The organism is Pseudoxanthomonas sp. X-1 (genome assembly GCF_020042665.1).
In the GTDB taxonomy this organism is placed as follows: domain Bacteria; phylum Pseudomonadota; class Gammaproteobacteria; order Xanthomonadales; family Xanthomonadaceae; genus Pseudoxanthomonas_A; species Pseudoxanthomonas_A spadix_A.
Genome location: NZ_CP083376.1, coordinates 653,240 through 674,342 on the forward strand (window position 1 = coordinate 653,240; position 21,103 = coordinate 674,342).

General features: G+C 69.6%; 20 protein-coding genes and 1 pseudogene. 11 read left to right on the top strand and 10 right to left on the bottom strand.

Annotation, left to right across the window (positions count from 1 at the left end):
- Window positions 1–15: 15 nt before the first annotated feature.
- Entirely contained in the window at window positions 16–438 is a 423-nt protein-coding gene (locus LAJ50_RS02960; RefSeq protein WP_138651712.1) for a hypothetical protein, read from the bottom strand.
- Between the two features lie 835 nt (window positions 439–1,273).
- On the opposite strand from LAJ50_RS02960, the gene LAJ50_RS02965 reads away from it, so the two are divergent.
- The 5 genes from LAJ50_RS02965 (at window position 1,274) to LAJ50_RS02985 (ending at window position 4,753) form a co-directional block, all read left to right on the top strand.
- Window positions 1,274–1,429, top strand: coding sequence for an entericidin A/B family lipoprotein (locus tag LAJ50_RS02965; protein WP_130550471.1), 156 nt, complete (start codon window positions 1,274–1,276; stop codon window positions 1,427–1,429).
- A gap of 198 nt (window positions 1,430–1,627) precedes the next feature.
- Window positions 1,628–1,837, top strand: coding sequence for a CsbD family protein (locus tag LAJ50_RS02970; protein ID WP_130516345.1), 210 nt, complete (start codon window positions 1,628–1,630; stop codon window positions 1,835–1,837).
- Window positions 1,838–1,975: 138 nt separating this feature from the next.
- Complete coding sequence (locus tag LAJ50_RS02975) at window positions 1,976–3,274, top strand: tryptophan--tRNA ligase (protein WP_138651710.1); 1,299 nt, start codon at window positions 1,976–1,978, stop codon at window positions 3,272–3,274.
- A gap of 95 nt (window positions 3,275–3,369) precedes the next feature.
- Window positions 3,370–4,311 carry an MBL fold metallo-hydrolase gene (locus LAJ50_RS02980; protein ID WP_138651708.1) on the top strand — a complete coding sequence of 314 codons (942 nt, stop codon included), beginning with the start codon at window positions 3,370–3,372 and terminating at the stop codon, window positions 4,309–4,311.
- Window positions 4,312–4,396: 85 nt separating this feature from the next.
- Entirely contained in the window at window positions 4,397–4,753 is a 357-nt protein-coding gene (locus tag LAJ50_RS02985; protein WP_138651706.1) for a hypothetical protein, read from the top strand.
- A gap of 10 nt (window positions 4,754–4,763) precedes the next feature.
- On the opposite strand, the gene LAJ50_RS02990 is transcribed toward LAJ50_RS02985, so the two are convergent.
- Window positions 4,764–5,522 carry an SDR family oxidoreductase gene (locus LAJ50_RS02990; RefSeq protein WP_138651704.1) on the bottom strand — a complete coding sequence of 253 codons (759 nt, stop codon included), beginning with the start codon at window positions 5,520–5,522 and terminating at the stop codon, window positions 4,764–4,766.
- A 135-nt stretch (window positions 5,523–5,657) separates the two neighbouring features.
- On the opposite strand from LAJ50_RS02990, the gene LAJ50_RS02995 reads away from it, so the two are divergent.
- Window positions 5,658–6,002 carry a DUF6172 family protein gene (locus tag LAJ50_RS02995; protein WP_138651836.1) on the top strand — a complete coding sequence of 115 codons (345 nt, stop codon included), beginning with the start codon at window positions 5,658–5,660 and terminating at the stop codon, window positions 6,000–6,002.
- A gap of 315 nt (window positions 6,003–6,317) precedes the next feature.
- Here the strand turns inward: LAJ50_RS02995 and LAJ50_RS03000 are convergent, their stop codons facing one another.
- From LAJ50_RS03000 to LAJ50_RS03025, 6 genes are all read right to left on the bottom strand, one after another.
- Complete coding sequence (locus LAJ50_RS03000; protein ID WP_138651702.1) at window positions 6,318–6,914, bottom strand: hypothetical protein; 597 nt, start codon at window positions 6,912–6,914, stop codon at window positions 6,318–6,320.
- Between the two features lie 105 nt (window positions 6,915–7,019).
- Window positions 7,020–8,420, bottom strand: coding sequence for a dihydrolipoamide acetyltransferase family protein (locus tag LAJ50_RS03005; RefSeq protein ID WP_138651700.1), 1,401 nt, complete (start codon window positions 8,418–8,420; stop codon window positions 7,020–7,022).
- Window positions 8,417–8,773 (bottom strand): SH3 domain-containing protein, encoded by a 357-nt coding sequence (locus LAJ50_RS03010; RefSeq protein WP_138651698.1) that lies wholly within the window; start codon window positions 8,771–8,773, stop codon window positions 8,417–8,419. The genes LAJ50_RS03005 and LAJ50_RS03010 overlap by 4 nt, the downstream gene beginning before the upstream one ends.
- 1 nt (window position 8,774) lies before the next feature.
- Complete coding sequence (locus LAJ50_RS03015; protein WP_224096538.1) at window positions 8,775–9,815, bottom strand: alpha-ketoacid dehydrogenase subunit beta; 1,041 nt, start codon at window positions 9,813–9,815, stop codon at window positions 8,775–8,777.
- 10 nt (window positions 9,816–9,825) lie between these two features.
- Complete coding sequence (gene pdhA / locus LAJ50_RS03020) at window positions 9,826–10,905, bottom strand: pyruvate dehydrogenase (acetyl-transferring) E1 component subunit alpha (protein ID WP_138651832.1); 1,080 nt, start codon at window positions 10,903–10,905, stop codon at window positions 9,826–9,828.
- A gap of 175 nt (window positions 10,906–11,080) precedes the next feature.
- Window positions 11,081–14,581, bottom strand: coding sequence for a Calx-beta domain-containing protein (locus tag LAJ50_RS03025; protein WP_224096539.1), 3,501 nt, complete (start codon window positions 14,579–14,581; stop codon window positions 11,081–11,083).
- 216 nt (window positions 14,582–14,797) lie between these two features.
- Here LAJ50_RS03025 and LAJ50_RS03030 point away from each other — a divergent pair, with 216 nt between their 5' ends.
- Complete coding sequence (locus LAJ50_RS03030; protein ID WP_130550984.1) at window positions 14,798–15,667, top strand: tryptophan 2,3-dioxygenase family protein; 870 nt, start codon at window positions 14,798–14,800, stop codon at window positions 15,665–15,667.
- A 113-nt stretch (window positions 15,668–15,780) separates the two neighbouring features.
- Complete coding sequence (locus LAJ50_RS03035; RefSeq protein ID WP_130550481.1) at window positions 15,781–17,301, top strand: peptide MFS transporter; 1,521 nt, start codon at window positions 15,781–15,783, stop codon at window positions 17,299–17,301.
- A 68-nt stretch (window positions 17,302–17,369) separates the two neighbouring features.
- Here the strand turns inward: LAJ50_RS03035 and LAJ50_RS03040 are convergent, their stop codons facing one another.
- A complete protein-coding gene (locus tag LAJ50_RS03040; RefSeq protein WP_130550482.1) occupies window positions 17,370–18,209 on the bottom strand; it encodes a helix-turn-helix transcriptional regulator in 840 nt (279 codons plus the stop codon).
- A 92-nt stretch (window positions 18,210–18,301) separates the two neighbouring features.
- Between LAJ50_RS03040 and LAJ50_RS03045 the strand changes: the two genes are divergently transcribed.
- Window positions 18,302–18,760, top strand: a complete 459-nt coding sequence (locus tag LAJ50_RS03045; protein ID WP_130550483.1) for a DUF6265 family protein — start codon at window positions 18,302–18,304, stop codon at window positions 18,758–18,760.
- Between the two features lie 94 nt (window positions 18,761–18,854).
- On the opposite strand, the gene LAJ50_RS03050 is transcribed toward LAJ50_RS03045, so the two are convergent.
- Window positions 18,855–19,424, bottom strand: coding sequence for a MarR family winged helix-turn-helix transcriptional regulator (locus LAJ50_RS03050; protein ID WP_130550484.1), 570 nt, complete (start codon window positions 19,422–19,424; stop codon window positions 18,855–18,857).
- A gap of 48 nt (window positions 19,425–19,472) precedes the next feature.
- Between LAJ50_RS03050 and hppD the strand changes: the two genes are divergently transcribed.
- Together hppD and LAJ50_RS03060 are read left to right on the top strand one after the other, a co-directional pair.
- A complete protein-coding gene (hppD, locus tag LAJ50_RS03055; RefSeq protein ID WP_138651830.1) occupies window positions 19,473–20,582 on the top strand; it encodes a 4-hydroxyphenylpyruvate dioxygenase in 1,110 nt (369 codons plus the stop codon).
- Window positions 20,583–20,765: 183 nt separating this feature from the next.
- Window positions 20,766–21,096: pseudogene (locus tag LAJ50_RS03060) on the top strand (endonuclease domain-containing protein).
- Window positions 21,097–21,103: the final 7 nt, after the last annotated feature.

Consider the following 21,103-nt stretch of genomic DNA (forward strand, 5'->3'; position numbering starts at 1 on the left):
CCGGCTCGCCGTGCCTCAGCCGGCGTGAGGAGGGTTGCGTAGCTCCGCTTGCTGGAGCCTGTGCGATCCACCTGGGCCAGCCTCAGCGCGGCGCATGAGGGCGGCAAAGACCATACTTCCAACGGCGAGGCCGGAAAGCCCGCCGATGGCCGAGCCGAAGGAGGTGTACTGGCCGTCCTCGTCTACGCCGCCCCAAGCGCCGGGCGTCCAAGCAAGCATGTCTGCGACGCCGAACGCGCAGACGAGCACAATGCCGAGCCACGCAAGCCCCAGGTAGGCGTAGCCGGCCCAGCGGCGTAGCCGCGACGCGTCATGGAAGGGGTTCGCGGCGGCGACGATGGTTCGATCCCAGAGATAGGCGCCGGCGACGAAGTGCAGCGCGGGCAGCAGCACCGTCAAGCTACATGCCCCGGCAAGTACCTGTTCGGCTGTGTTCATCGCCCCTCCCTGGTTGGCGCCCAAGTCTACTTCGCCCGTCGCAGCGTGGGAGATCCTAGCCGCGCACCATACCCCCATGACCAAGATTCCAGGAAAAGCAGCATGGGCCGCCCGCCGGGCGCGTGAGCTCGAGGAGCAGGCTCGAGCCCTCCTCGACACACCGGCGGCGGACTGGCGCGCCCGCCAGCGGCTCAGAGATGGCGCGGCCAGGCTGCGGAATGAGGCGGCCAGGTTCCGCGATATCGCGCAGCGACTGAGCCCTCAGGCGGCCTGATTCGGAAAAGTCTTACGTACCGTCGCGGCATGGGCTGAGAAGACCATCTTGTTGAAACACACAAGATGGTCTCGCCCTCCCGGAAGCATGCGCGCCGGTGTGGCGTTCTTTTAAGCCATTGATTTCTAAGCACTAAACAAAATTGTGCAGTGTTCTCAGCGCCGCCGCGCAGCGCACCTTAGCGAGATCCGATAAGACGGGGTAAGTTCGATAAGACCCCGCCGCCGGGGCACTGCAGGTGGTGCAGGTCGACCACGACCATGCAGGCCGTGTTCCACGGTTCATTGTTCCACGAAACTGCGCAGATCGGCGCAGTTGCGCCCGCTGGCAAAGCCGCGAAGCCGGGCGCACGAAAGGCACACGACACCCCGCAAAGCCTTATGGCGTAAGGATCGCCGTTGCGGACAAGCGGCACCACCTCCCGGGGCGGATCTGCGCGTTGTTCAACCAAAGCTGACCGCTGTTCAGCGTGTTCACGCAGTTTCGACGAGGCGCTGGGCAGCCTTCACATCAAGGTTTTCCAGAGGGGAAAGCCGGGAAACCAACTTCGGAGAATTCCCAATGAAGCGCACGATCTGCCTGCTGGTGCTGTCCGTTTTCTTCGCCGGTTCGCTGGCTGCCTGCAACACCGTCAAGGGCGCCGGCCAGGACGTCCAGAAGGTCGGCAGCAAGATGGAAGATTCCGCCGACAAGACCGGCGGCACCGGGACCAAGTAATCCTGCTGCAGCGTTCAATGATTCAGCAAGGAAGCCGGCGCAAGCCGGCTTCTTCTTTGCACGCTTGTCGGTGACGTTCGCGGCAGGCCAGGCGGGCTAACGGCGTCTCCACGCGCGGCTCATGCCTGCGCAACGCGCGCCCCGGCAGGCTGCGTGCACGGCATCCATCCCGCCGTGTTGAAACCATGAGGTGAACGCATGAACAAGGACATCATCGCCGGCAACTGGAAGCAGCTCAAAGGCAAGGCCCAGGCCAAGTGGGGCGACCTGACCGACGACGTGTTCGACGTGGCCGAGGGCAACGCCGAGTACCTGGCCGGCAAGCTGCAGGAGCGCTACGGCTGGGACCGCGACCGCGCGCAGAAGGAAGTCAACGCCTTCGAGCGCTCGCTGGACGAGCGCCACTGAGACGCCGGCGTATCGCAATCCCACGACGGGCCCCATGCGGGCCCGTTGTCTTTTGAGGGGCGAGGGAGGGGGCCCCGGCCGGGCGCTCGCCGCGGACGGGTAAACTGGGCGGCCCGCTTGCCACCGCATCGCCTTCGCATGAGCACCCGCGTCCTGACCGGCATCACCACTTCCGGCACGCCCCACCTGGGCAACTATGTGGGCGCGGTCCGCCCGGCCATCGCCGCCAGCCACGTCGCCGACACGGAGAGCTTCTTCTTCCTGGCCGACCTGCACAGCCTGATCAAGGCGCAGGATCCGGCGCGCACGCAGCGCTCGACGCTGGAGATCGCCGCGACCTGGCTGGCCGCCGGGCTGGACCCCGACAAGGTGTGGTTCTACCGGCAGAGCGACATCCCGGAGATTTCCGAGCTGACCTGGTTCCTGACCTGCGTGGCCGGCAAGGGCATCCTCAACCGCGCCCATGCCTACAAGGCGGCGGTGGACAAGAACGTGGCGGATGGTGAGGATCCGGACGCGGGCGTGACCGCGGGCTTGTTCATGTACCCGGTGCTGATGGCCGCCGACATCCTGCTGTTCAACGCGCATCAGGTGCCGGTGGGACGCGACCAGATCCAGCACATCGAGATGGCGCGCGACTTCGGCCAGCGCTTCAATCATGTCTATGGGCGCGAGTACTTCACCCTGCCCGAGGCGCTGATCGACGATCAGGTCGCCACCTTGCCCGGCCTGGACGGCCGCAAGATGAGCAAGAGTTACGGCAACACGATCCCGCTGTTCGCGCCGCCGGCCGAGCTGAAGAAGCTGATCTTCTCCGTCCTCACCGACTCGCGCGCGCCGGGGGAGGCCAAGGACACCGAAGGTTCGCCGTTGTTCCAGCTCCACCAGGCGTTCGCCTCGCCGGAGGAGACCGCCGACTTCGCTCAGGCTTATGCCGAAGGCATCGGCTGGGGCGATGCCAAGCAGCGCCTGTTCGAGCGGGTCGAGCGCGAGGTCGCGCCGCTGCGCGAGCGCTACGAGACGCTGATCGCCAAGCCCGCGCGCATCGAGGAGATCCTGCGCGACGGCGCGCAGCGGCTGCGGGCGAAGTACGCCACGCCGTTCCTGGGCGAACTGCGCCATGCGGTGGGTCTGCGCGATCTGTCCTCGGTCGCCACGGTGCAGACGCAGGCGGTGACGAAGGCGGCCTTGCCGGTGTTCAAGCAGTACCGCGAGGCCGACGGCAAGTTCTACTTCAAGCTCTCCGATGCGCAGGGCCAGGTGCTGGTGCAGAGCCGCGGCTTCGATGCGCCACGCGATGCGGGACAGCTGGTGGCGGCGATGAAGGGCGCCACCTCGATCGCGGCACTGCCGTCGGCCGACGTCGCACTGTTGGTCCCGCCCGATGAGGTGCTGGCGGCGCTGGCGGCGCTGCGCGAGGCCGCCGCGCAGGCTTGAGGTCCGCGCTTCGGGATCCTGCGACCAAGGCCGCATCGTGCGTGCACGGGGCGCTGCCTAGAATCGCGGCATCCTTCCGATTCGGCGCGCACGCCATGAGCCAGCACGGCATCCACACCGTCGACACCGCGTTCCAGCGCGATCACTTCGACGCGTGCTATCTGATCGTCGAGCAGGGGCGCGGCGCGTTCGTCGATTGCGGGACCAATCATTCGGTGCCGCTGCTGCTGCAGGCGATCGCGCGGGCCGGGCTGACGCCGGCCGACATCGACTGGGTGCTGGTCACGCACATCCATCTGGACCATGCCGGCGGCGCCGGCCTGCTGCTGCAGCATCTGCCCAACGCCCGGGTCGTGGCGCATCCGCGCGCGGCGCCGCACCTGATCGACCCCTCGCGCATCATCGCCGGCGCCACCGCGGTGTATGGCGCCGAGGAGATCGAGCGCAGCTACGGTCAGGTGCAGCCGGTGCCGGAGTCGCGCGTGGTGGTGGCCGAGGATGGCCACGTGGTCGATCACAACGGTCGTCCGCTGCTGTGCCTGGATACGCCGGGCCACGCCCGGCATCACTACTGCGTGTGGGACGCGCGCAGTGCGTGCTGGTTCACCGGCGACACCTTCGGCCTGTCCTATCGCGAGCTGGATGGCCCGCAGGGGCCCTTCATCCTGCCGACCAGTTCGCCGGTGCAGTTCGAGCCCGAAGCGCTCAAGCAGTCGATCGCGCGGATGCTCGCCTACGAGCCGCAGGGCATGTATCTGACCCACTACGACCGCGTCGGCCACCGCTACGCCGAAGTCGAGAAACTGGCGCAGGATCTGTACGAGCAGATCAATGCGATGGAGGCCTTGGGCCGCGACGCCGACGGCAAGCCGGACCGCCACGCGAAGCTGCTCGAGGCCCTGTCGACGCTGTACCTGCAGCGCGCCCGCGCGGCGCAGGTGCCGCTCGAGGATGCGCAGATCGAACGCGCGCTGGCGATGGACATCGAACTCAATGCGCAGGGGCTGGCCTGCTGGTTGGATCGGGAGCGGCGGTGAGTGTTGCAAGCCGTGGCGGCAGTGACACCTGGCGGCGACTTCATGTGGGCACGATCGAGCCTTGTCGGATCAAGGGAACTCAAGGATGGCCAAGGGCAGGCAGATGACAGGTTGGCACGCGCGGTGGGGTCTGGCGCGCGGTTCCGATGTGGCGGCCTTCTGGATGGCCATCGCGGTGGTCGGGGCATTGATGGTGCTGGGAATATTGGGCGTACGGACCACCGGCGCGCTGCAGGCCGCTGCGCTGGCGTGCTTCGCTGCGTCGCTCTGGATCGAGCGCCCACTAGATCGACGGCGGGGGCTGTTGAACATGCGCCTGGGGCAGATTCATGAAGCCTTCGCACAGGGCCTGTTGCCGCGCATGCCTTTGGCCTCGCGACTGTTATCGATCACAGGCGCGGGACTGTTGCTGATCGCGGTCGTCCGCGCGATCGAAGGATAAGTACGCGTAGCTAAGCGCCCAGCGACTGGCCGCCGTCGACGGCCAGGATCTGGCCGGTGATCCAGCGCGCCGCGGGCGAAGCCAGGAAGACGGCGGCGTTGGCGATGTCCTCCACCGCACCGAACTCGCCGAACGGGATGCGCTCGCGGATGCGCGCGTACAGCGCCGGCTCCTGGGTGCGGCGCTGCTCCCACAGGCCGCCGGGGAACTCGATGGAGCCTGGCGCGATGGCGTTGACGCGGATCTTCTCGCGCGCCAGTTCGGTGGCCAGGGTCAGCGTGTAGTAGTTCAGCGCCGCCTTGGCGGTGGAGTAGGCGGCCGCGCGCGGCGTGGGCACCTGGCCGTTGATCGAGGAGATGTTGAGGATGCTCGGGGAGGCGCTGCGGCGCAGGTGCGGCAGGGCCAGTCGCGTGCTGCGCACGGCGGACATCAAGTCGACGTCGAAGCCGGCCTGCCAGCTGGCGTCGTCGCTGCCGTGACCGTAGCCGGAGGCGTTGTTGATCAGCACGTCGATGCCGCCGAGCGCGCCGGCCGCGGCCTCGATCCAGGCCGCGATCTGCGCGGGATCGGATAGATCGCAGGGCAGGGCGTGCACGGCCAGGCCATGCCGGGAGAGATCGGCCACCGCGGCCTGCAGCGGCGCCTGGCCGCGCGCGCAGATCGACAGCTGGGCGCCGGCCGCGGCGCAGCCCTGCGCGATGGCCAGGCCGATGCCGCGGCTGCCGCCGGCCACCAGCACGCGCAGACCCTGCAGGCTGGAAGTGTTCATCGCCTCGTGCTCCTGTTCGAAAACGCCCATGATGCCCCTGTGCCGGTGAGCGCCGGGGCGGTGGCGATGAAGCGCGGCATTCGCGCAATGGCCCATGGTGGCCTCACAATGCCCGGCCCTCCCGTGGACCATGCCATGCGCAAGACCTATCACCTGGATATCGAAGGCCGGCATCCCGAGCGCCTGCTGGAGGCGGCCAAGCACGACATCCGCAAGTACCTCAAGCGCGAGCGTCGCAAGCCGTTGCCGGCCGGCGCGGACATCTGGGATTTCGACGTGCGCTTCGGCCAGGACGAGGCCAGCGCGCAGCCGCTGCCGCTGACCGAGCTCATCCGCACCATCGACCAGCATGTCGCCACCGGCGCGGTGCAGTTCTATGTCGAGCTGCTGCGCAAGCCGGGCAACCGCAATGCACGGCCGCGCGGGCGCGACGGTGCGGCTGCCACGGATGCGGGCGAGGATCTGCACGACGGCGACTGAAACCGCCGGAAGGCGAGCGCTGGTTGCGGCGACAGGCGGCCATGCGCGGTGAGCGCTGCGGCGGGGGCTGGCCGGATGCCTGATACCTGGGGCCGATCGTGACGCCCCAGCGTGCTCCCCCACAGAGGCGGGAAGCCAGTGGCTTTGATGCGAGGCGCTAACGTCCGTGGGTTCCCGCTTTCACGGGAACGACGGCTTCCTGGTCCTGCGCTCTCCGGGTCGTAAGGCGCGCGCGCCAGGCGGGCCGGCCGACGGTTGAGGCCGGCGCAGGGGGGCTTCCGCACACTGCCGTCGCTTGCCTGTGGACGAAGAAGATCAGGGCAGGCGCTTGCGCAGCGCCTGCTCGCGCGCGGCGTTTTCCGCCCGCAGCTGGGCCAGCGGGGCGATGCCGGCGGCTGCGCGTTCCTGGTCGCTGACCGCGCCCTCGCGCACCGCCAGCGTGCACGTCGGCGGGGTGGTGCGCGCATCGCAGATGGGCTGGGTGCCGTACCACTGCTCGGGTTGCCGGGAGAGCAGCCAGCGATCGGTGGTGGCCGCCGCCAGCCAGCGCAGCTGCGCATCGTCCGGCGCCAGGGTGCTGCCCAGGGTCGCCAGCGCATGCGCCAGGGCGTAGTCGTCCCCGGTCAGGCCGTGCTGGAAGATGGTGGCCGCCATGCGGTAATCCTCGGCGCTGTGCAGCGCGCCGTCGCGGATCATCGCGCGGACCTGCTCGCGGCGCTGGGCGTCGTGCTCGGCCATCGCCTTGGCGGCGGACTTCAGTGCGCCCGGATCTGTGAGGGTCCGCACCTGGCCGCGTTCGGCCTGATCGGCCTCGTACAGGGCAGCCAGCGAGGGGCCGGGCTGGGACTGGGCTGCCGCGGCGCCGCAGGCCAGGACGCCGCCGGCCAGCAGGAGGAGTGCACGAAGTCGCATGGGTCTTCCTTGAGATGGAAGGCGGAGTCTGCCCGGGCCGGGCGCCTGCCTGCAATGGCGCAGTCCCTCGACCCGCACCGGCGGGCCAAGGGCTGCGGGCACGGATCAGTCCGAATGCGCCAGGTCGTCGATCAGGGCGCGCAGGAAGCGTGCGGCTTCGCCGCCGGTGCAGGCGCGATGGTCGAAGGTCACCGACAGCGGGATGACCTTGTGCGATTCGAAGCCGCCCATCACCGGTGTCATCTGGAAGCGCGCGCGCCCGGCCGCGACGATGGCCACGCATGGCGGCACCACGATCGGGGTGGCATAGCGGCCGGCGAACATGCCGAAGTTGGACAGCGAGATGGTGTAGCCGGTCAGCTCGCTGGCCGGGATCGAGCGCTCCTGCACCTGGGTGCGCAGGCGGTTGACGCCCTCGCGCACGCCGCGCGCGTCCAGGATGTCGGCATTGCGCAGGGCGGGCACGAACAGGCCATCGTCGGTGTCCACCGCGATGCCCACGTCCACGTGCGGGTGCAGGGTGCGGGTCAGCGCCTCGCCGTCGAACCAAGCGTTCATCGCCGGCACCGCGCGGCAGGCGGCGACGATGCCGCGCACCAGGCGCGCGGTGACGTCCTGGCCCGGCGCCCAGGCCTGGATGTCGGCGTCGTCGTTGAGCGTGGTGGCCACCACCTTGGCGTGCGCGTCGGCCATGACCCGCGCCATGTTGCGGCGCACGCCCTTGAGCGGCTCGGGCTGGCCGCTGGCGCCGCTGCCCGGGGGCGAGGTGCGCATCGGCTTGCCGCTGGCCGACAGCGCGGTGCGCATACGGTCCGAGCCCCGCTCGCCCTGGGCAGCGGATTCGGGACGTGCAGCGCTCTCTCTGGCGGACGCACCCGCCCCTCCAGTGCCTCTGGCGGTGGGAGCGGAAAGCAACAGCGAAGGATCGGCGGCGGCCTGTTTGACGTCGGCCATGGTGACCACGCCCTCGGCGCCGGTGGCGCGCACGCGCGCCAGGTCCACGCCCAGCTTGCGCGCCATCGCGCGCACGGCCGGCATCGCCCGGACGCCGCCCACGGCGACCGCGGCCTCGGCCTGCACGGCGTCGGAGGACTGCATCGCGCCGACCACCGTGCCGGCGTCGTCGCGTTCGTGATCGAAGCTCTCCACCGCCGGTGTCGGCGTGGGCGCCGGCGCGGGCTTGGCAGGCGCGGCAGGCGCGGGCTTGGGCGGGCCGTGGTGATGCCCGGTGTCCTGGCCTTCGGCACGCTGCGGCAGGCTGGGATCGGGTTCGAACTGGGCCAGCATGGCGCCGGTCACCACCACCTCGCCGGCGGCGCCGGCCAGCTTGAGCACCTTGCCCGAGACCGGCGAAGGCACCTCGACCACGGCCTTGGCCGTCTCCATCGATACCAGCGGTTCGTCCAGGCGCACGATGTCGCCTTCCTTGACGAACCACTCCACGATGGTCGCATCGGGCAGGCCCTCGCCCAGGTCGGGAAGGTGGAAGGTCTTGCTTTCGCTCATGGTCGGTTCTCTTGAATCAATTCGATCGCGCGGTCTGGAATCCAGCCGCTGCGTCCCTGTGCATCGTGCGCCCACCACCAGCCGGTGTGTTCGCGTTCCAGCGTGATCACATCGCCCGGGTCGGCGTCGAGCTCGCGCGTGTCGTAGTCCTGCTGGGCGATGGCGGCGCCGGCCTCGTCGATGCGGAAGACATCGGCCGGCATCCAGCCGCCCAGGCCCTGGGCCAGCGTGGCCCAGACGAAGTCGGGCCACTCGTGGTCGTGCTCGCCCAGCACCGCGCGCTCGCCCCGCGCCACCCGCACCGCCTCGCGCTCGGGCGCGCGATGCCGGGTCACCACGCGCGCGCGTCGCATGTCAGCCGCGCGCCAGCGTGCGCCTGGCCGCCTCGACCACGCGCTGGGCGCTGGGCATGTACTTCATCTCCAGGCGGAACAGCGGCATGTGCGTGTCCGGGCCGGTGACGCGCTCGACCGGCGCCAGCAGGTCGTACATGCACTCCTCGGCCAGGCGCGCGGCGATCTCCGCGCCGAAGCCCGCCGTGCGCGGCGCCTCGTGCACGATCACGCAGCGCCCGGTCTTGGCCACCGACTCGGCGATGGTGTCGAAGTCCAGCGGCGTCAGCGTGGCCACGTCGATCACCTCGGCGCTGATGCCTTCGGCGGCGAGGGTGTCGGCGGCCTCCAGCGCTTCCTTGACCTGCGCGCCCCAGCTCACCAGCGTCACGTCCGAACCGTCGCGCAGCACGAAGCACACGTCCAGCGGCAGCGCCTCGCCGTCGTCGGGCACCAGCTCCTTGTACTGGCGGTAGATGCGCTTGGGCTCCATGTAGATCACCGGATCCGGGTCGCGGATCGCCGCCAGCAGCAGGCCGTAGGCGCGCTGCGGCGAGGACGGCATGACCACGCGCAGGCCGGGCACGTTGGTGAAGATGGATTCGTTGGCTTCGGAGTGGTGCTCGGGCGCGCGGATGCCGCCGCCCCACGGTACGCGCAGCACCATCGGGCAGTGCAGCCGGCCGCGGGTGCGGTAGCGCAGGCGTGCGGCGTGACAGATCAGGTGATCGACCATCGGGTAGACGAAGCCGTCGAACTGGGCCTCGGCCACCGGCTTCATGCCCTGCGCGGCCATGCCCACGCTCAGGCCGGCGATGGTGGTCTCATCCAGTGGCGTGTCCAGGATGCGCTGCGCGCCGAAGCGCTTCTGCAGGCCGGCGGTGGCGCGGAACACGCCGCCGTTGACGCCCACGTCCTCGCCCAGCACCACCACGGTGGGATCGTGCGTGATTTCCCAGGCCAGGGCCTGGGTGATGGCTTCGATCAGGGTGATCGGCGTGGTGGTCGGGGTCTCGGCGGTGGGCATCGCGTGGGTCTCGCTGGTCGCCTCGTGCGCGGGCATCGGCTTGTGCTCATCCATGGCGCTGCTCCCGGGCGATGGCGTCGGCGCGCTGCTTCAACAGGTCCGGCGGCGGGTCGGCGTACAGGTAGTCGAACATCGCCTCGACCGGCTGCACCGGCGTGGCCAGATAGGCGTTGACCTCCTCGTCCACGCGCTGTCCGCACTGCGCTTTCCACACGCTTTCCTGTTCCTCGTCCCACAGGCCCTGCGCGGTCAGCCAGGCGCGCATGCGCGGGATCGGGTCGCGTTCCCAGGCGGCCTTGACCTCGGCCTCGTCGCGGTAGCGGCGGGCGTCGTCGGCGGTGGTGTGGTCGGACAGGCGATAGGTGACGAACTCCAGCACCGTGCCGCCCAGGCCGCTGCGCGCGCGCTGCATGGCCTGGTCCATCGCATCGAGCACGGCGATCAGGTCGTTGCCGTCCACCTGCAGGCAGAACAGGCCGCCGGCCAGGCCCTTCTGCGCCAGTGTCTCGGCGCCGGTCTGCGCCGAGCGTGGCACCGAGATGGCCCAGCCGTTGTTGACCACGCCCAGCACCAGCGGCAGCTGGTAGGCGCCGGCCGAATTGAGCGCGGCGTAGAAGTCGGTCTTGGACGAACCGCCGTCGCCGCAGGTGCTCACCGCCACGCGGTCTTCGCCGCGCAGCTTGAACGCCAGCGCCGCGCCGGCCGCATGCAGGCACTGGGTGGAGATCGGCACCGACCAGGAGAAATCCTGGCGCGGCCCCTCGAAATCGTTGCCACGCTCGTCGCCGCCCCAGTACAGCAGCACCTCGCGCGGCTTCACCCCGCGCATGAACTGCGCGCCGTATTCGCGATAGCTGGGCGCGAACACGTCCTGCGGGCGCATGGACGCGCCGATGCCCACATGCGTGGCCTCGTGGCCCAGGCAGGAGGCGTAGGTGCCCAGCTTGCCGGTGCGCTGCAGTGCGATGGACTTGGTGTCGAACACGCGCACGAACAGCATCTGCTTGAACAGCTCGACCAGCCGGCCGGTGTCCTTGGCCAGTTCGGGCAGCGGGCGCCCGTTGGAAGTGCCGTCGGGGTTGAGGTACTGCAGGAATTCGATCTGGAAACTGGCTGCCAGGGGCATGGCATCGTCGGTCTTGCGGGATGTGGACTTCATCATAGCCGCGCCATGGTAATGACCCGGTGCGGCTTTTCCTTCATGCAGCGCAGCAGCAACCGGTTCCCGTTCACGCCGATTCACGCAAAAAAACGCGGCCCATCAAGGGCCGCGTGGGTTTTTGCCTGGATGTGTCGCCGACTTACCTGACCGCGGTGGAAAACCGTGTGCCGTTGTTGGACGTGTCGTTCTCGGTCGAGCTGGTCGACACGGTGGCATCGACCTGCACCGTGGATCCGCGCCGCGCCGTGCCGGTGGTCGTCCACAGCGTGAACGCCGCCTGCGCGCCGTTGGCCAGCGGCGCGCCGGAGACGCAGCGCAGCCGGGTGTCGCGCAGCGAGCCCTCGCGCCGGCAGCTCCAGCCGCGCGGCGGATCGATCAGCGACAGCAGGTTCAGCGTGTTGCCGTCGATCAGCACCTGCGCGTTGGCCGCCGGCTGGCCGGCATTGGCCACGCGCACCACGTAGCGCGTGTAGAACTGCGGCGCGCGGATGGTCGTCGGGCCCTCGATGGACACCGACACGTCGGCGGTCGGCGGCGCGGTGACCTGCACGTTGGCCACGGCCTGGTTGTTGCTGCTGTCCGGGTCGAAGGTCTGCGAGGTCGCGGCCACCGCCAGGGTGGCGCTGCCGCCGGCCTGGCCGGCCACCGAGGTCGCGCTGACGCCGAAGTCGGCCGCGCCGGCGTTGTCCAGCGTGGCAGTGTTGCAGGCCACCGAGGTCATGCCGTCGGCCACCTGCGCCGCGTCGCAGCTCCAGCCGGCGGGCGCGGCCACGGTCATGTCCGGCAACGCGCCGGCCAGCGAGAAGCCCACGCCCGGGGCGTTGGCGGCCTCCGGTCCCTGGTTGCGCACGTTCACCGTGTAGTGCAGCGGCTGGCCGGCGACGACGCTGGCGGCGTCGGCCGTGGCGGTGACGGCCAGGTCGGCCTTGGGCGCCAGTTCGAAGTAGGCCACCACCGGATCGTGGTCGGACAGCCGCGCCGGCGAGGTCGCATCGTTGCGCGCGACTTCCGGGAAATCGGCGTTGATGCGCGCGTGGTCCATGCCGAAGGCGGTGGTGGCCAGCACCAGCGCGTCGTTGACCAGCACGTGGTCCAGCGTCTGCGCGCTGCCGCCGAAGGTGTAGGAGTAGTTCTGGCCGGCCGCGAGCAGTTCGCCCAGGTTGGTCAGGTCCGGATTGACCAGGTCGGCGCCATCGCCGGTCACCAGGGTCTGCGCATCGGGGCTGGGCACGCCGGTGATGGTGCCCAGCGCATCGACGTAGCCGTCGTTGAACTGGAAGGCGTTGAAGTCGCCCAGCACGGTGATGCGACGCTCCGGATCGTCGGTCTGCAGGCCCTGGATCAGGTTCGCCAGGAACACCGCCTGCGCCTGGCGCTTGGCGCGCACGCGTTCACCGGCGGCGTCGAGCGTGTCGGCGCCGTTGAGCGAGCGCTGATGCACGGCGATCACGGTGATCGGGAAGCGGCGGCCGTCGGCCCAGTGCACCACCGCCTCCAGCGCCAGCGGCGGGCGGTCGTTGAGCAGGCTGGTGGCGCCGGAGGGCTCGGTCCAGGTGGTGTCCTTGCCGTACTGGGTCACGCCGGAGACCTCCACGCGCGCCACGCTGGAACCGACCGTGGCGGTCTTGACCAGGAAGCCGACGTCGATGCCGCCCACGTCGTTGCCTTCCTGGAGGTAGGGCACGTACTGCGGATCGGCCAGGCCCTGCGCCACCGCATCGGCGTTGACCTTGTCGGCCACCTTCTGCAGCGTGGCCAGGTTCTCCATCTCCACCACCGCCAGGATGTCGGGCAGGTGCAGGTAGTCGCGGATGGCGACCGAGGCCTTGGACAGGCGGTTGGCAAACGCGGAGGGCGTCAGCGTGGGCGCGCCGTTGCCGTCGGCCGTGGTGTCGAAGAAGCGCTCCATGTTGTAGCCGGCCACGGTGAACTCGTTGGCGTTCGGGGCGCGCGCCGGCGTCGGGCCCGGGCCGGAGACGGTCTCCACCGCCACGCTCGGGTCGCGCACCAGGACGTAGTGGCGATAGCTGTAGTCCAGCGGGCCGGTCATGCCGGTGACGACGGCACCGGCGGCCAGGTCAAGCGCGGTGCTCGCCCCGCCCAGGGTGTCGCTGTCAATGGTCAGGATCTCCGGATTGCCGTCCCACTGCGGGATCGTGCCGGAGACCGGCGTGGGCGCCTCGATGCCCGGCTCGCGGAACGGGCGCGCGGTGTCGCCGATCACGGCGTAGAACTGGCCGTCGGTGGTCCCGGTGGCGTTGACTTCGTTGGTGAAGCCGCCGGTCGGGCCGACCACGCGCAGGCGCGGCACGGTGACGCGCATGCCTTCGAAGCGCTCCAGCTGGTCCAGGCCGCCGCCGGCGGTGAGCATCGCGGCATCCAGCGGGATCGGCGCCGGCAGCGCCTGGCCGGTGGCCAGCGCCGTGGCGGTGACCGCGCCGCTGAGTTCGGTCAGCGGGCGCTGGTAGGGATCGGCGCTGGGCACGTACTCCTGCACCGTGCCGGACACGCGCACCAGGTTGCCGACCACGGCCGCGGCCGGGCGCGTGCTGCCGGTGTAGACGTACAGGCCTTCGGAGGTGGCCGGGTCGCCGTCGACCTCGGCGTCGGGCGTCTGGATCCAGAAGCCGACGTTCTTGACCGCGGTGACGATGCCGGTGGTGTAGACCAGCGCGCCCTTGCGCGGCGATTCGATGCCCGCGCCCTGGATGTCGTGGATGGCGGTCAGCGACAGATCGTCGTTGACGATGGTGCCGGTGGCCTTGGCCGTGCCCAGCAGCGCCGCGCCGGACAGGTTGGAGAGATTGAGGCTGAAGGTCTCGTCGGCCTCGGTGACGCTGTCGTCGATGAGCGTGATGGAGACCGTCGCGCTGGTCTGGCCCGCGGCGAGGGTGACGCGGCCGCTGCTGGCGACATAGTCGCTGCCGGCGGTGGCGGTGCCGTCGGCCGTGGCGTAGTCCACCGCGATGCCGCCGGACGGCGCCGGCTGGCTCAGGGTCAGGGTGAACACCAGCGGGCCCGCGCCCTCGTCGCCCGAGGCATCGGCGATCGACAGCACCGGCGTGCCGGCCGCGCCGCAGATCACCGCGGCGCTGGCGCGGTTGCGCGGGGTCGGGGCGCCGGTGGCGAAATCGGTGGCGTTGTCGTTGCCGTCGGTGCAGCCATCGCCGGCGCGCAGCACCGCCAGGGTGTTGCTCGGCGCCGGGGTGGGGCCGCTGCCCTCGTAGCAGCTGGCCGTGCCGCCGAAGCCGACCAGGTCCACCGCCCCGCTCGGGCAGGCGCCGCTGAGCGCGGTGGCGCTGGACACCAGGGCGACCTTGCCGGCGGTGCCGGACATGGCGATGTTGCCGCTGGCGTCCGGCGTGGGCAGCGCAGTGCTGCCGCCGGTGCCCTTGGCTTCCTGCACCAGGTAGTAGCCGCCCGCGGGCAGGCTGCCGCTCAGCGCGGTGACCGCCCAGCTGGTGCCGGTGGCGCTGGCGTACTGCACGCTGTAGCCGGACAGGTCCACCGCGGCCGTGCCGGTGTTGTGCAGTTCGATGAAGTCGTTGGTGTAGGTGGCGCCGTTGTTGCCGCCGCCGCCGTAGACCTGGCTGATGACCACCTGGGCCTGCGCGATCTGCGCGCTGCCCAGTCCCAACATCGCAAGCGCCAGCAGGCGCGACCAACGCGTCGTCATCGACGGCTTCTCCATGGCAAGGCTTCGGGGGACGGGGCCGGTCTGCCCCCGGCCCACGCCCGGACTATGAACGAAGCCTGAGTAAATTGCATGACAGCCACCGCCCGCGACACGGCGGCATCCGGCCATGCCCGCCGACGCGGGCGCTACCATGCCGCTCCCCTCGGGATGGCCGAACGCATGCAGATCCAGGACAACCAGCGGCCGCTGGAAGACGGCATCCACACCGACCTGGCCGGTCGCACGACCTATGGCGGCTACCTGCGCCTGGACCAGCTGCTCGCCGCGCAGCAGCCGCTGTCGGCGCCGCCGCACCACGACGAGATGCTGTTCATCGTCCAGCACCAGGTCTCCGAGCTGTGGATGAAGCTGATGATCCACGAGCTGAGCGCGGCCATCGGCCACCTGCGGCGCGACGAGGTCTGGCAGACGCGCAAGGTGCTGGCGCGGGCCAAGCAGGTGCTGCGCCAGCTGACCGAGCAGTGGTCGGTGCTGGAGACGCTGACGCCGTCGGAATACATGGGCTTCCGCGACGTGCTGGGCCCGTCCTCGGGCTTCCAGTCGCTGCAGTACCGGCAGCTGGAGTTCATGCTGGGCAACAAGAACGCGGCGATGCTCAAGGTGTTCTCGCACGATCCGGCCGGGCAGCGGTCGCTGGCCGCCGCGCTGGAGGCGCCAAGCCTGTACGAGGAGTTCCTGCGCTACCTGGCGCGCTTCGGCCATGCGGTGCCGGCCCAGCACCTGGAGCGCGACTTCAGCCACGCGCACGTGCGCGACGAGGCGCTGCTGCCGATGTTCGAGCGCATCTACGCCGATACCGACCGCTACTGGCGCGAGTATTCGCTGGCCGAGGACTTCGTCGATCTGGAGACGCAATTCCAGCTGTGGCGCTTCCGCCACATGCGCACGGTGATGCGGGTGATCGGCTTCAAGCGCGGCACCGGCGGCTCCTCGGGGGTGGGGTTTCTCAAGCAGGCCCTGGAGCTGGAGTTCTTCCCGGAGCTGTTCCAGGTGCGCACGGTGGTGGGGCTGACAAGCCCGTCAGCCTGAAACCGGCGCGATTGGTTTCATTTGACGCAAAGGCCCGGCTGCGGCGATCCTGCGCCGTCCCCCGCGCGGGGCGTTTTTTTGTCTACGCACGATTCAAGAGGGGAATCTGACGCATGACTGCCGAGGCCAAGTCGCCCACGCTCGAACCCGTTCCGCCGCTTGCCGGCGATCCGCCCGTCTTCGATAACCTGATGGGGCATCCGCGACCGTTGTGGATGCTGTTCATGACCGAGTTCTGGGAGCGCTTCGCGTTCTACGGCATCCGCTGGGCCCTGGTCCTGTACATCGTGGCGCAGTTCTTCGGCGGCGATGCCTCGGGCCAGGCCGATGCCAGCCGCACCTACGGCGCCTACCTGGCGCTGGTCTACGCCGCGGCGATCTTCGGCGGCTATATCGCCGACCGGGTGATCGGCTACCAGCGCTCGATCCTGCTCGGCGCGGTAGTGATGGCCGCGGGCCTGTTCCTGATCTCGGTGCCCAATCACCAGGTGTTCCAGCTGGGCCTGTCGACCATCATCGTCGGCAACGGCCTGTTCAAGCCCAACATCTCGACCATGGTCGGCAAGCTCTACGGGCTGAAGGACGAGCGTCGCGATTCGGGCTTCACCATCTTCTACATGGGCATCAACATCGGCGCGATGATCGCGCCGGTGCTGACCCAGTACCTGGCCGAGCGGGTCTTCGGCACCCAGGCCATGCCGTCCTACAAGATGGTGTTCATCGCCTCGGGCGTGGGCATGCTGGTGTCGCTGGTGTGGTTCTACGTCGGCCGCCGCGGCCTGGGCGGGATCGGCACGCCGCCGGCCGACGCCCAGGGCATGGGACGCACCTGGCTGGTGGCGTTGGGCTGCGTGGTCGCCGTGCCGGTCGTCTACTTCCTGCTGGCGATGGGCGCCACCGCGCTGGCCTGGGTGCTGGGCGTGATGTTCATCGCGCTGGCGGTGCTGCTGCTGGTCGAGGGCGTGCGCGAGGGCAAGGTCCAGCGCGACCGCGTGATCGCCATGCTGATCATCTTCCTGTTCAACGTGCTGTTCTGGTGCTTCTTCGAACAGGCCGGCAGCAGCTTCACCTTCCTGGCCGACGAGATCGTCAACCGCCAGTTCGGCGACTGGACCTTCCCGACCGCGTGGTTCCAGTCGGTCAACTCCATCGCCATCATCACCCTGGCGCCGGTCATCGCCTGGCTGTGGGTGCGCCTGGGGCGCTTCAATCCGTCCATCCCGCGCAAGTTCGGCCTGGGCCTGCTGTTCAACGGCTCGGCCTTCCTGCTGCTGATGTTCGCGCTGTCCACCCTGGTCAGCGACGCCGGCAAGATCCCGTTCTGGACCTTGTTCATGGTCTACGTGCTGCAGTCGGTGGGCGAGCTGTGCCTGTCGCCGATCGGCCTGTCGATGGTGACCAAGCTGGCCCCGGTGCGGCTGGTCGGCTTCGGCATGGGGGGCTGGTTCCTGTCCACCGGCATCGGCAACAACCTCTCGGGCATCTTCGCCGGGCTGGTCAGCGGCGAGGGCGGCATGACCGTGGCCTCGGCGCAGCACGCCTACACGATGGGCTTCTGGATCCTCACCGGCTTCGGCGTGGCGCTGTTCCTGATCGCGCCGCTGGTCAACAAGCTGATGCACGGGGTGAAGTAAGCCGCCGGTTCGCTTCGCGCGGCGGCGGCCCGGGCCGTCGCCGCGTGTGGCGCGGCAGGCGGCATGCTTCAGGCGCTGGCGTGCCCGCGGACGAAGGCGGCCGCCAGCCGCACCGCATCGGCGCCATCGCGATCGCCACGCAATGCGCGCACCAGCCGCGCCGGCGTCATCCCGGTGAGCCGCGCCAGGTCGTGGGTGGCGTGCGCCTGATCGCTGTAGCCGTGGCGCGCCGCGGCCTCGGCGATGGGCGACCCCTCGCCATCCAGCGTGCGCAGCAGGGCCTGCAGCCGTCGCACCCTGGCGTACTCCTTCGGCGTCAGGCCGACCGCCGCCAGGAAGCGCGTTTGCAGCGCGCGCAGCGAGACGCGCAGGCGATCGGCGAGCGCGGTCATGCGCACATCGCCCTCGGCGGCGTCCAGCAGCGCGGCGGCCTGTTCGGCCAGTGCGTCCATGACGAAGCCGGCGCACCAGACCTGCAGCAGGTCCCACAGCGGCTGCTGCGTCCCCTCCCGCGCGCTGGTGCGGGCCGCCTGTTCGAAGCGGCTCGCGAACGCAGCGTCCAGGGTGTACAGATCGGGCGCCTGTTCGCGCAGGCCCGGCAGTCGCGCGCCGGCCACCAGGCCGCTGGCGGCGGCGGTCAGGCGCACGCCGATGCAGTGCACCGGGCCGGTGGCCTGCAGGCGGATGGGGCCCCGCTGCTGGGCGGCGAAGCAGAACGCCTGGTCCGCCCGCAGCTGGCCATCGGTGCCGTGGAAGCGCAGGGGCACGCCGAGTTCGGCCAGCAGTTCGCAGCGCCCGTCCGGGTAGACGGTCTGGACGGCCGCATCGGGGGCGTCGTCGCGCAGTTCCCAGAGGCAGTCCACGTAGCGGCGCAGCGCCGGCGGCGGCGCGTGTTCGGCGTAGTCCATGGCCGGGCATCGAACAGGGTCGTGCGCGTTTTTACAAGCATCGCCGCGGCGCCGTCGCTAAGGTCGCCGCATCTTCCTGAAGGGGACGCGACATGCGGATGGCGAAGGCGGTGCTGGCGATCGGCTCGGCGATGTGCGTGCCTGCGGCGCAGGCCGTCGCGCCGGACCTGGGATGGCTGTCCGGCCACTGGTGCGGGGGCGAGGCCGGGCGTGTCATCGAGGAGACGTGGCTGGCGCCCGTGGGCGGCGAGTTGATCGGGCTCTCGCGGACCAGCAAGGGCGGCACGACGCAGTCGTTCGAGTTCATGCGCATCGTGGGCGATGGCGCGGGCCAGGCCATGCGCGTCCAGCCCAACGGCGATGCGGCGACCGTGTTCCCCAGGGTGGCCAGCGGCGCCGGATGGATCCGCTTCGGCAACGCCGCGCACGATTTCCCCAACACGATCGAGTATCGACGCGAAGGCGACCGCCTGCACGCCTGGATCGAGGGCCCGGGCCCGCAGGGCAAGCCCCTGCGCATCGCGTTCGACTACACCCGTTGCACGCGATGAGGGCGGACTCGGCACGGACGCGCGAGGTAAGCGCTTTCTGCCTTCGCCCGCCGGACCGCCGCCCATCGGGAGAGGACCGGCGTCAGGCGGCGGCTCAGCCCAGCGGCGGGTTGCGGTCGGCCGAGGACACCGGGCTGACCGGGGCGTCCTTCAGCCCGGCCAGCAGGTTGTCCATGCCGCTGCCGGCCAGGCGCTGCATCAGCGCGTGCAGCTGGGCCACTTCGGACTCGTCCAGCACCGAGAGCAGGCGGCGCTCGCACTCGAGCACCAGCGGAGCCACCGTGTCGTGCAGGTCGCGGCCCTTCTCGGACAGCGCCAGCACCGAGCGGCGGCGGTCGTCGCCGTGGATGTCGCGGCTGACCAGGCCGCGTTCGAGCAGGCGCGCCACCGCGCGGCTCACCGCCACCTTGTCCATCGCCGTCTGTTCGGCCACCTCGCCGGCGGACAGGCCCGGATAGCGGCCGAGCACGCACATCGTGCGCCACTCGGTCATCACCAGGCCGAAGCGCCGGTAGTACTCGGCGGAAATCGCCTGGCTGACGCGGTTGGACAGCACGCTCAGCTGGTAGGGCACGAAGGTTTCCAGCTGCAGGGTCAGCGGCTGGGCGGGCGGCAGTGGATCGGGCTGCTTCATGGTGCGGTGCGGCTTGTCAGCTTGTTTCATATGAAACTATGCTGTCGCCAAGTCCTTTGCAAGGTGGGAGAAATGTCCGTGAGCGCCCAGCCCTCCATCCAGGCCCCGCAGACCAAGCCGCAGGTTGCCACGTTCGACAACCCAATGGGCATCGACGGCTTCGAATTCGTCGAATTCGCCGCCCCCGCCGGCCAGGGCGGGCAGCTGCACGACTACTTCCGCAAGCTCGGCTTCACTCAGGTGGCGCGGCACAAGACCCGCGCCATCAGCACCTACCGGCAGAACGACTGCACCTTCCTCATCAACGAGGACCCGGATTCCTTCGCCGCCGACTTCGCCGCCGAGCATGGGCCGAGCGCCTGCGGCTTCGCCATCCGGGTCAACAAGCTGGCCGAATGGGCGCGCGTGCAGGCGCTGAAGAACGGCGCCGAGCAGATCGGCCCGCGCGAACTGACCAAGGCCGTGGCCGCGCCGGTGATCAAGGGCATCGGCGGCTGCATGCTGTACATCGTCGACCGCTACGACAGCAGCGGCACCATCCACGACCCGGACTACGAATGGCTGCCGGGCGTGGAGCATATGCCCAAGGGCTTCGGCCTGACCTTCATCGACCACCTGACCCACAACCTCTACCCGGGCAACATGGCGCAGTGGGCGGATTACTACGAGCGGCTGTTCAACTTCCGCGAGATCCGCTACTTCGACATCAAGGGCGCCAAGACCGGGCTGCTGTCCAAGGCGATGACCGCGCCGGACGGCATGGTGCGCATCCCGCTCAACGAGTCGTCCGATCCCAAGTCGCAGATCAACGAGTACCTGGACGCCTACAAGGGCGAGGGCATCCAGCACATCGCCTGCTTCACCGACGACATCTACGCCACGGTCGAGCAGATGCGCGCGGCGGGCGTGGACTTCCTGGATACGCCGGAGACGTATTTCGAGGTGATCGACCAGCGCATTCCGGAGCATGGCGAGGATGTCGAGCGCCTGGCGCGCAACAAGATCCTGATCGACGCCGATCCGGAAACTGGCAAGCGCAAGCTGCTGCAGATCTTCACCCAGAACGCGATCGGTCCGATCTTCTTCGAGATCATCCAGCGCAAGGGCAACGACGGCTTCGGCGAAGGCAACTTCAAGGCGCTGTTCGAGAGCATCGAGCGGGACCAGATGCGGCGCGGCGTGCTGTAGGGCTTGGCTTGAGCCCCTCTCCCTGCGGGAGAGGGGTTGGGGTGAGGGTTCGGCGAAGTCCAGGTGGCGAACGACGCTATGCTTCCAGCCAGCTTCCAGACAGGACGTCTGCCCGTGCCAGGACGCATCAAGCCCCCGCTGCCGACGCGGACGCTGCGCTACGCGCGCGCCTTACGCCGCGAGATGACCGATGCCGAGCGGCTGCTCTGGAAGCAGCTACGCAGCGGTCAGCTGGGAGGACTGAAGTTCCGGCGCCAGTATCCGATCCCGCCTTACATCGCGGACTTCTGCTGCGTCGAGCGCAGGATGATCGTCGAGCTGGATGGTGGCCAGCATTCGCAAGGTCGCGATGCTGCACGCACGGCGTTTCTTGAAGCGCAGGGGGGGGCGCGTGCTGCGGTTCTGGGACAACGAGGTGTTGTTGGAGGTTGAGGCGGTGGTCGAGGCGATCTGGCATTTCGCCTACGGACGCACCCTCACCCCAACCCCTCTCCCAGGGGGAGAGGGGCTTTAATGCGCTG